This is a genomic window from Roseomonas sp. TS2, from assembly GCF_058833935.1.
In genome coordinates, this window is the sequence record NZ_JCACVY010000175.1 from 1 (window position 1) to 9,186 (window position 9,186).

General features: G+C 73.2%; 9 protein-coding genes. 3 read left to right on the forward strand and 6 right to left on the reverse strand.

Going from position 1 to position 9,186, the window contains the following annotated elements; genetic code table 11:
* From ACZJYS_RS19925 to ACZJYS_RS19935, 3 genes are all read left to right on the forward strand, one after another.
* Nucleotides 1-309: SDR family oxidoreductase (locus ACZJYS_RS19925; RefSeq protein ID WP_493180062.1), on the forward strand; the 309-nt coding region annotated here is incomplete at its 5' end.
* Nucleotides 309-908 (forward strand): DUF6134 family protein, encoded by a 600-nt coding sequence (locus ACZJYS_RS19930; protein WP_493180063.1) that lies wholly within the window; start codon nt 309-311, stop codon nt 906-908. The genes ACZJYS_RS19925 and ACZJYS_RS19930, both read left to right, overlap by 1 nt.
* Nucleotides 909-1,009: 101 nt before the next feature.
* Complete coding sequence (locus ACZJYS_RS19935; protein WP_493180064.1) at nt 1,010-3,076, forward strand: methyl-accepting chemotaxis protein; 2,067 nt, start codon at nt 1,010-1,012, stop codon at nt 3,074-3,076.
* An 8-nt stretch (nt 3,077-3,084) separates the two neighbouring features.
* On the opposite strand, the gene ACZJYS_RS19940 is transcribed toward ACZJYS_RS19935, so the two are convergent.
* From ACZJYS_RS19940 to pdeM, 6 genes are all read right to left on the reverse strand, one after another.
* On the reverse strand, nt 3,085-4,275 hold the full coding sequence (locus tag ACZJYS_RS19940; RefSeq protein ID WP_379649189.1) for an alpha-hydroxy acid oxidase: 1,191 nt from the start codon (nt 4,273-4,275) through the stop codon (nt 3,085-3,087).
* A 486-nt stretch (nt 4,276-4,761) separates the two neighbouring features.
* Nucleotides 4,762-5,769, reverse strand: a complete 1,008-nt coding sequence (locus tag ACZJYS_RS19945; protein WP_109515017.1) for a YsnF/AvaK domain-containing protein — start codon at nt 5,767-5,769, stop codon at nt 4,762-4,764.
* A 26-nt stretch (nt 5,770-5,795) separates the two neighbouring features.
* Complete coding sequence (locus ACZJYS_RS19950; RefSeq protein ID WP_493180065.1) at nt 5,796-6,218, reverse strand: DUF2382 domain-containing protein; 423 nt, start codon at nt 6,216-6,218, stop codon at nt 5,796-5,798.
* Between the two features lie 88 nt (nt 6,219-6,306).
* Nucleotides 6,307-7,044, reverse strand: a complete 738-nt coding sequence (locus tag ACZJYS_RS19955) for a metallophosphoesterase (protein WP_109515018.1) — start codon at nt 7,042-7,044, stop codon at nt 6,307-6,309.
* A complete protein-coding gene (locus tag ACZJYS_RS19960) occupies nt 7,041-8,471 on the reverse strand; it encodes a cryptochrome/photolyase family protein (protein WP_493180066.1) in 1,431 nt (476 codons plus the stop codon). The genes ACZJYS_RS19955 and ACZJYS_RS19960 overlap by 4 nt, the downstream gene beginning before the upstream one ends.
* A partial coding sequence (gene pdeM / locus ACZJYS_RS19965; protein WP_493180067.1) for a ligase-associated DNA damage response endonuclease PdeM occupies nt 8,468-9,186 on the reverse strand: 719 nt, incomplete at its 5' end. The genes ACZJYS_RS19960 and pdeM, both read right to left, overlap by 4 nt.

Below are 9,186 nucleotides of genomic sequence, written 5' to 3' on the forward strand. Positions count from 1 at the left end.
CATGCCGCCATCGCCGCCGCCAAGGGCGCCGTGGAGGGGCTGGTGGTGGCGCTGGGCGCCGAGCTGGCGCCCGCCATCCGCGTCAACGCCATCGCGCCCAGCCTGATGCGCACCGAGATGGCCGCGCCCCTCACCGCCAACGCGCAGATGGCCGAGGCGATCGCGAAGCTCCACCCGGTGCCCCGACTCGGCACGCCGGAGGATGCGGCGGCGCTGGCCGCCTTCCTGCTCTCGCCCGAGGCGGGCTGGATCAGCGGCCAGGTCATCGGCGCCGATGGCGGGCGCGCCACGCTGCGGAGCAAGGGCTGATGCGCCGCCGCGCCCTGCTCGCCGCGCCGCTGCTGCCGGCCCTGCTGCTGGCCGCGCCGCCCGCGGGGGCGATGCCGGCCGGCGGCTACCGCTTCCGCGTGCTGCGGGAGGGGCGGGAGATCGGCACCCACAGCGTGCGGATGGAGCCGGGCGGGGTGACGCGCACCGTGGTGGCGCTGGAGGTGAAGCTGCTGTCCTTCACCGTCTTCCGCTACCACCACGACTATGCCGAGCGCTGGGAGGGCGGGCGGCTGGTGGGCTTCGCCTCGCGCCTGGAGAAGGACGGCAAGGTGCAGCTGCTGGATCTGCGGTCCGGCGCCGAGGGGCTGCGCGGCACCGGGCCGGAGGGGGCCGTCGCCCTGCCCGCCACGGCGGCACCGCTTTCCTGGTGGGCGCCGGAGCACCTCGACCGCCCGCTCTTCGACGCCGGCAGCGGCCTGCCGCTGGCCGAGCCGCCCCTGCGGGACCGGGCGGACGGGATGACCCGCTGGCGCTGGCCGGCCCGCGACATGGTGGCGCTCTACGACGCCGCCGGCCGCTGGGTGGGCTTCACCATGCGCGGCGACGATGGCAGCGCCGTGCGCTACGAGCCCGCCTGAGGCGGCCTCGCGCCGCACATGCCTCGGCGACACAGCATTCACCATTGCTTCACCTCGTGCCGCACAAGAGGAATGAGCCGCCAGGACAAGGAAGCTCCACCTTGCGTATCCGCACCTTCTTTCTTGTCTGCTTCTGCGGCGTGGCCGTGACGGGCGGCATCACCTCCCTTTGGCAGTCCGCCGATGCGTGGGACGACTGGAGCCAGGCCAGCCGGGCGGGGCTGGCGACCCGCGCGGTCAGCGACGCGCAGCGCGCGCAGACGGCGGTAGCCGTGGAGGTCGGCGCCTACAGCCCGCTGCTGCGCAGCCCGGCCCCGGACATCGCCAGCTCACAGCGCGCCGCGCCGGAAACGGACCGGCTGCTGCGCCAGGCGGTGGAGAGCGTCGCCGCCGCCGGGCTCGACGCCGCCCCGGTGCGGGACCTCCTTGCCCGCGTGGCGGAGATGCGCGACCGCAGCCTGGCCGAGATGCGCCGCCCCCTGGCGGAGCGCGATGCCGCGATGCCCACCGCCGCCCAGCAGCTCCGCAACAGCGGCGTGGAGACCATGGCGCGGCTGGCAGCGGCGGCCTCCCGCCAGGTGGTGGAGATGGCGCCGGATGCCGGGCTGGTGCTGGAGGTGGCCAATGCCGTGATGGAGGCCCGCGATTTCGCCGGGCGGCGCAACACCGCCATCTCCTCCTGGGTTCTCGGCCAGCCGGTGACGGCGGCCGGAATGGACGCCGCCCTGCAGCAGACCGGACGCGTGGAGCAGGCCTGGCAGACGGCGCAGCGCCTGATCGCCGCTCTGCCGAGCAACCCGGCGCTTCAGGCGGCGCTGGAGGAGCAGCGCCGCGTCTTCCAGGGAGAGAGCGAGCCGCGCTGGCGCCAGCACCTCGAACGCGCCTGGCAGGCCCTGCAGGGGCGCCCTGTCATCTGGCCCATGCCGGCGGAGGAGTACCGGCCCTGGTCGATCGTGGCCCAGGCGCGGATGCTGTCGCTGCGCGACGCGGCGCTCGACGGCGCGATGGCGCTGGTGGAGGCGGGCGCCGCCAGGGCCCGGCTGCGCCTCGCCGCCGCCCTTGGCCTGGCCATGCTGGCCGCCGCCATGGCCGGGATCTCGGTGCTGCTGCTGCTGCGCCGGGTGGTGCTGCCGCTGCAGGCGCTCACCCAGCTGGTCACGCGCATCGCCGGCGGCGAGCTGAGCCTGGTCGTCCCCGGCCGTGACCGCCGGGACGAGCTTGGCAGCATGGCCTCGGCCATCGAGACGCTGCGCGCCAACTCGGCCGAGCGTCAGGCGATGGCGGCGGCGCAGCAGGAGGAGCAGCGCCAGCAGCTCGCCCGCGCCGAGCGGGTGGACACGCTGCTGCGCCGCTTCGAGGGGGAGACGGCGGAGGTGCTGCGCACCCTGGCGGCCTCGGCGGCGCGCATGGACTCGACGGCGGCGAACATGGTGGACATTGCCGCCAGCGGCAATGGCCGCGCCACGGCGGTGGCGCGTGCCTCGGAGCAGGCCAGCGGCAATGTGCAGACAGTGGCGGCGGCGGCGGAAGAGCTGACCGCCAGCATTGCCGAGGTGGCGCGCCAGGTGCGCGCCGGCGCCGCCCGCGCCCAGGCCGCGGCCGAGGCGGCGGCGAACACCGACCGCACGGTGCGCGGCCTCTCCGAGGCGGCAAGCCGGATCGGCGACGTGGTGCAACTCATCAGCGGCATCGCCGGCCAGACCAACCTGCTGGCGTTGAACGCCACGATCGAGGCGGCGCGGGCCGGGGAGAGCGGCAAGGGCTTCGCCGTGGTCGCCGGGGAGGTGAAGAACCTGGCCAGCCAGACCGCCCGGGCGACCGAGGAGATCGGCCAGCAGATCGCCGCCATGCAGGCCGAGACGGGCCGGACGGTGCAGGCGATTGCCGAGATCGGGCGGATGATCCGCGAACTAAACGATGCGACCGGCGCCGTGGCGGAGGCGGCCCAGCAGCAGGCGGAGGCGACACAGGAGATCGGCCGCGCCGTGGCCGAGGCGGCCTCCGGCACGCAGGAGGCCTCGCACCACGCCGCCGGCGTCAGCGAGGATGCCGCGCGCACCGGCGCCGCCGCCGAGGAGGTGCGCGGCGCGGCCGGCGACCTCGCCCAGCAGTCCGGCGGGTTGCGCGTCCAGATGGACGGCTTCCTCTCCGCCTTGCGCGCCGCCTGAGGCGGCGGCTACTCCGCCGCTTCCAGCCGCGAGCCGCCGGAGCGCACCACATCGCCCCGGCGCGGCGCGTGCAGCACCTCGGCCGTGATGCCGGGGATGTCCTTCACGCCGGTCAGCGCCATGCAGACATCCAGCTCCTTGCGGATGATCCGCAGCGCCTGGGCGACGCCCGCCTCGCCGCCCGCCGCCAGCCCGTAGAGCCAGGACTTGCCGATCATGCAGCCCCTGGCGCCGAGGGCCAGCGCCTTCATCACGTCCTGGCCGGAGCGGATGCCGCCGTCGAACATCACCTCGATCCGGTCGCCCACCGCCTCGGCGATGGCGGGCAGCACGGAGATGGAGGAGGGGGCGCCGTCGAGCTGCCGCCCGCCATGGTTGGAGACGACCAGCGCATCCGCCCCCGTATCGGCGGCGATGCGGGCGTCGTCCACGTCCAGCACGCCCTTCAGGATCAGCTTGCCCGGCCAGATGGAGCGGATCCAGGCGACATCCTTCCAGGAGAGGGAGGGATCGAACTGCCCGGCGATCCAGTGCGAGAGGGTGTTGATCCCGTCCTTGGCGCCCGGCGCCTCGGTCAGGTTGCCGAAGGTCTTGCGCTTGCCGCGCAGCACTTCCAGCGCCCAGCGCGGCTTGGTCGCCACGTCGAGCATGTTCCGCACGGTGAGCTTCGGCGGCACGGCCAGGCCGTTCTTGATGTCCTGGTGCCGCTGGCCCTGGATCTGCAGGTCCAGCGTCAGCACCAGCGCCGAGCACCGGGCCGCGATCGCGCGCTCCACCAGCGAGCGGGCGAAGCCGCGGTCGCGCATCACGTAGAGCTGGAACCAGAAGGGCTTGCCCACCGCCTCCGCCACATCCTCGATCGAGCAGATCGACATGGTGGAGAGGGTGAAGGGAATGCCGAAGGCATGCGCCGCGCGGCAGCCATGGATCTCGCCATCGGCGTGGAACAGGCCGGTCAGGCCGGTGGGGGCGATGGCCACGGGCATGGCCACCGGCTCGCCCAGCATGGTGCTGGCGGTGCTGCGGTCGGAGACGTCGATCATCACCCGCTGGCGCAGCTTGAGGGCCGAGAGGTCGTCGCGGTTGGCGCGCAGCGTCGCCTCGTCATAGGAGCCGCGGTCGGCATAATCGAAGATGGCGCGCGGAATGCGCCGCCGTGCGATGCGGCGCAGGTCCTCGATGTTGGTGACGGGCGGCATGGGGCTCTCCTCGATGGCGCCTGTTCCATCCGGCGCGGAGATTATGGCAAAAAGATTTTACCATACCTGCCGGATACCGACCATTCCTGATCCAATCCGGCCGCCACCCCTCGCCGCCGCCATTGCCGCCTGTCCGGGAAAGCCGATGCTGGGAGGCATCCCGTGCCCTGGCGACCGCCTGGCTCCCGAGCGCAACCTGGCCAGGGCGCCGGGTGTGTCGCGTCCATCGCCGCGGGAGGCGCGGGCGGCGCTGGAAGGGAAGGAGCCGGTGGAAGGAGACCACCCAGGGCGGCACCGCCCTGCGTGGTTCATGCACGGAATGGTGGGGACGCATGCCAACGCCGCCCCGGCAGCCGGGGCGGCGGATGCGGCGCTGCACGAGGCCTCGCCAGGAGGATAGGCGCCTCGCCGCGGCACTCCACAAGCGGGACCGGCACGGGCTGGCCGTGCCCTGAGCCGGCCGCACCGCCCCCGGAGGTCGTGGTATCAGGCGGGGTTGCGCGGCATCGGGCTCGTCGTGCCGGAGCGGTCGTCTTCCACCTCCACCTCCTGGCGGCGCAGGTTCTCGTGCACCGTCTCCTGGCGCTGGCTGGCATCCTTGCTCAGCGAGATCTCCTCGACGACCCGGGCCTCCTTGGAAACGACCGCCTCCTCGCCATGCTCGACCGCCTCGATGGTACGCTCGCGGAAGGCGTCATCGGCATCGGTGAGGGGGCGGTCCACGGCATGGCGCTCGACGTTGACATGCTCGTCACGAAGCGAGACCTGCTCGGTCGCCTGGGTCTCGACCACGTAGGAACGCACGCGCACCCGGCCCCGCTCCGTCTCGCGCTTGCCGACGCGAAGCTGCTCCTCGACCACCGGGATCACGTCGCGCTCGCCGCCCAGGACGGCGGCATCCCGCCTCGTCTGCGGCAGGTCGCTGCCAGTCCCGCCGCTACCGATCCGGTCGCTGCCGGCCCGATCGCTGCCGGCCTGGTCGCTGCCGGTGAGGCCCGCGATGCCGCCCGCGGCGACCGCGTCACCGCCCGCCGCAACCGCGCCACCGCCCATGCCGGCGCCGGAGGCGATGCCGACACCGCCCGGCACGGAGGTCATGCTCGGCGTGGAGGCGGAGGTGCCGGCGTTGTAGCCGCTCCAGCCGCTGCCCCGCCACTCGACCTCACGCGAGTCGAGATCCACGGCGCCATTGCTCTCGAACACGTCCATGGCGTGGTCCACCTGTTCGTCGGCCACTTCCACCGAGACGACGATGCCGCCGCGGCGAATGCCCTCGGAATAGGCGTAGCGGTCCTCGTCCGGCATGAAGAGGTTCTTCAGGGATGCCCAGACGCCCTGGTCCTCCTCGCCCTGCATGGTCCCCGTGGCAGCTTGCTCTTCCCGGCCATGGATGCGGACAAGATTGCGGTCCACCCCATCATGGCTGGTCAGGTGGTCGACGACGTGCTGCGCCGCCTCGCGGGTGTCGAAAAGGCCGGTAATGGTGCAGGTCATGGGCTTCTCCTCAGATCGCCAATTCGTCACGAGATGTCTTTGCCCGGGTCGATGGAGGAATCGTCCGCTTCGGGTGCCAGCCGTTCGACAACGGCATGCTGAACCCGCCGCTCGACGGGTTGCCGCACCCATTCCTCCGTCTCGTCCATGCGGAGATGGATCTCTTCGCGCAGCACCAGCCGTTTCTCGACGACCAGCACCTCCTCGACCACCGGAATGATCAGGACGCCATCCACTTCCCGCGTCGGCGGAACCTCCTGGATCTCACGGTCGACCGGCACACGCTCCACGCTCGCATGGCTGCTGCGCAGGCTTTGCCCGACCTCCTCCGTTATGATCCCGGTGCGGACCGAGACGCGCACGCGGCCTGTCTCGCGCCGGCGCGCCTCGACATGCAACTCCTCCTCCGCCAACCGCAGAACGGCTTCAGGGTCCGTCTGGGCCGGCATCGGCATTCTCCCGTGGCATCCGGGATAGAACCGCGGGAGGGCGCGGTTGTTCCGAACCGATTGCAGCGAAGGGGGAGAAACCCCCGTTCTACCAGGGCAGGTCGATCCAGGAGAGGTGGCCGCCCTTGCCGGCGCCGGTGTCGAGGAACACCGCCCGGCCGCCGGCGGCGGCCACCGCCACATAGGGGCGGCCATCCAGGCTGCGCATCTCGTGCCCGCAATAGACGGTGATGCCGGAGGGGATGCGGTGCACCCAGTTGTGCAGCCGCTCCGGGTAGCCATCGGCGCGGGTGCGGCTGGTCACCTGGCCGAAGAGCGCGCGCGGCACCAGCCCCTCCGGCTTGTGGGTGCCGGCCTCGGGCGGCGAGGGTTCGCGCAGCATGCGCGGATGGAAGCCGCCATGCACGAACAGCCATGGCCCGAGCCGCAGCCAGGCCGGCGCCTGACCGATGGCCTCCATCGCGCGGGCCTTCAGCACCGGCCCGTCCGGCGCGGCCTCGAGCTGCGCCAGGGTGACGCCCAGCCCCTCGGGGTCCGGCCGCACCAGGGCGCCGGCCAGGGCACGGCGCAGCTTGTGGTCGTGGTTGCCCAGGATGAACAGGCCGCGCCCGGCATCGAGCAGGTCGCAGGCCATGCGCAGCGTGGCCGGATTGTCCGGCCCCCGGTCGGTCAGGTCGCCGAGCTGGAGGACGAAAAGCCGCTTTTCCGCCGCCCCCTCGATGGCGGCGGCGAAGGCGCGGGCGTCGCCATGCACGTCCCCCACCACGCGCAGCCCTGCGTAGTCGTTCCGGATCCGGGGCAGCAGCGCGGTGGCGGAGAGCGTCATTCCACCCCTTTCAACGATCTCAGGGCGGCCAGGGCACGGGCGCGCCCGGCCTCGTGATCGACCACCGGGTTGGGGTAGGTCCGGCCCAGCGCCACGCCGGCGCCGCGCAGCACCTCGGCGGGCGCCTCCCAGGGGCGGTGCAGCCACCTGTCCGGCAGCTTCGCCAGCTCGGGGACGAATTCGCGGACATAATGTCCGCCGGCGTCGAACTTCTCGCCCTGCATGATCGGGTTGTAGATGCGGAAATAGGGCGCGGCATCCACCCCGCTGCCGGCAATCCACTGCCAGTTCAGGCTGTTGTTGGCCAGGTCGCCATCCACCAGCGTGTCCCAGAACCAGGCGGCGCCGTCCCACCAGGGCTGCAGCAGGTGCTTCACCAGCAGGCTGCCGACGATCATCCGCACCCGGTTGTGCATCCAGCCATGCCGCCAGAGCTGGCGCATCCCGGCATCGACGATGGGGTAGCCTGTCTGGCCGCGCTGCCAGGCGCGCAGCAGCGCGGCATCCGGCTGGTAGGGGAAGCGGGCGTATTCGGCGCGCAGCGGCCGCTCGGGCAGGGCCGGGTTGTGCCACAGCACATGGTGGGCGAATTCGCGCCAGATCAGCTCCTTGCGGAAGGTCTGCCGGGCCGTCGTGTCGCCGATGCCGCCCGCCGCGTGCCAGGCCTGGCGCGGCGAGATCTCGCCCCAGTGCAGGTGCGGCGAGAGGCGGGAGGTGCCGTCCTCACCGGGGAAGTCGCGCGCGCGGTCATAGCCCTCGGCGGTGGCGTCCACGAAGTCGTGCAGCCGGGCCGCGGCGGCGTCCTCGCCGGGCGTCCAGTATTCGGGGAAGGCGGCGGCCCAGTCCGGCTGCCGGGGCAGCAGGCCGAGGCCGGCCAGCTTCTCGCCCTGGCAGGGGTGCTTCACGCCCTTCAGCCGGCCCGGCGCCGGGATGGGCGGCGGCGGGTCGCCCAGCGCCATGACGGCGCGCGAGAAGGGGGTGTAGACCGCGTAGGGCTTGCCCTGCTGGGTGCGGATGCGCTCCGGCTCCACCAGCAGGCCGGAATTGTGCAGCGCCAGCGTGCGGCCCTCGGCCTCCAGCGCCTTCGCCACCGCCTCGTCCCGCGCGCGCGCCCAGGGCGCGTAGAGGCGCCCCGCCTGCACCGTCCGCGCGCCGGTCGCGGCGGCGAGGCGCGGGATCAGCGTGGCGGCCTCGCCGCGCAGCAGCAGCAGCGGCGCGCCGGCCCGCTCCAGCGCGGCGGCGAGGGCGGCGAGGCTGTGGTGCAGCCACCAGCGATGCGCGCCGCCCGGCGCCCAGCGCCCGGCGGCGGCATCGTCCAGGATATAGACGGGCAGCACCGGGCCGTCCGCGGCGGCATGCAGGGCGGGGTTGTCGGCCAGGCGCAGATCGTGGCGCAGCCAGAGCAGGGTGGGGGGTGTCTCGGTCATGGCACCGATGTGGGCTCGGGCCGCGTCTTGGAGAGGGCCGCGAGGTGCTTCATCGGGCCGACGGCGAAGCTGAACAGCCGCTCCTTCCCCAGCAGGAAGGCACGGCCCCCGCGCGGGAACAGCGCCGCCACGGGCGGCGCGGTGATGGAGAGCCCGCCCGTATAGGCGCCGAAGGCCGGCATCAGCAGCCGCCGCGCATCGGCGAGGAAGCAGGGGCGCTCCACCGGGCCGCAGCGCGTGGGCATGGCGGCGCGGGGGTGGAAGTGGCCGCTGACCTCGCCGGGGCGGGCGCCGGGCTGCCCCTCGTGCCGGAACAGCAGCGGGCCGAGGGAAAGCTCCTCCACCGCCTCGCCGGGCAGCGCCTCGGGCGGCAGCGGGTCGTGGTTGCCCAGCACCCAGCTCACCCGCCGCCCCGCCAGCAGGTGCAGCAGCGTGGCGCGGTCCGTGGCGTGCAGGCGGGCGGCGCCGGCGGCGTCGTGGAAGCTGTCGCCCAGGAAGACCAGATGCGCCGGGCTGTAGCGCCGCAGCAGCGCCGCCAGCCGCGCCAGCGTCTCCCGCGTGTCGTAGGGCGGCACCAGCTGGCCGCGCGCGGCGAAGTGGCTGCCCTTCTCCAGATGCAGATCCGAGAGCACGAGCAGCTGTTGCGCCGGCCAGAAGAGCGCGCCGGCCGGATCGAGGGCCAGGCGTTCGCCAGCCAGATGCAAGGGAGCGGAAA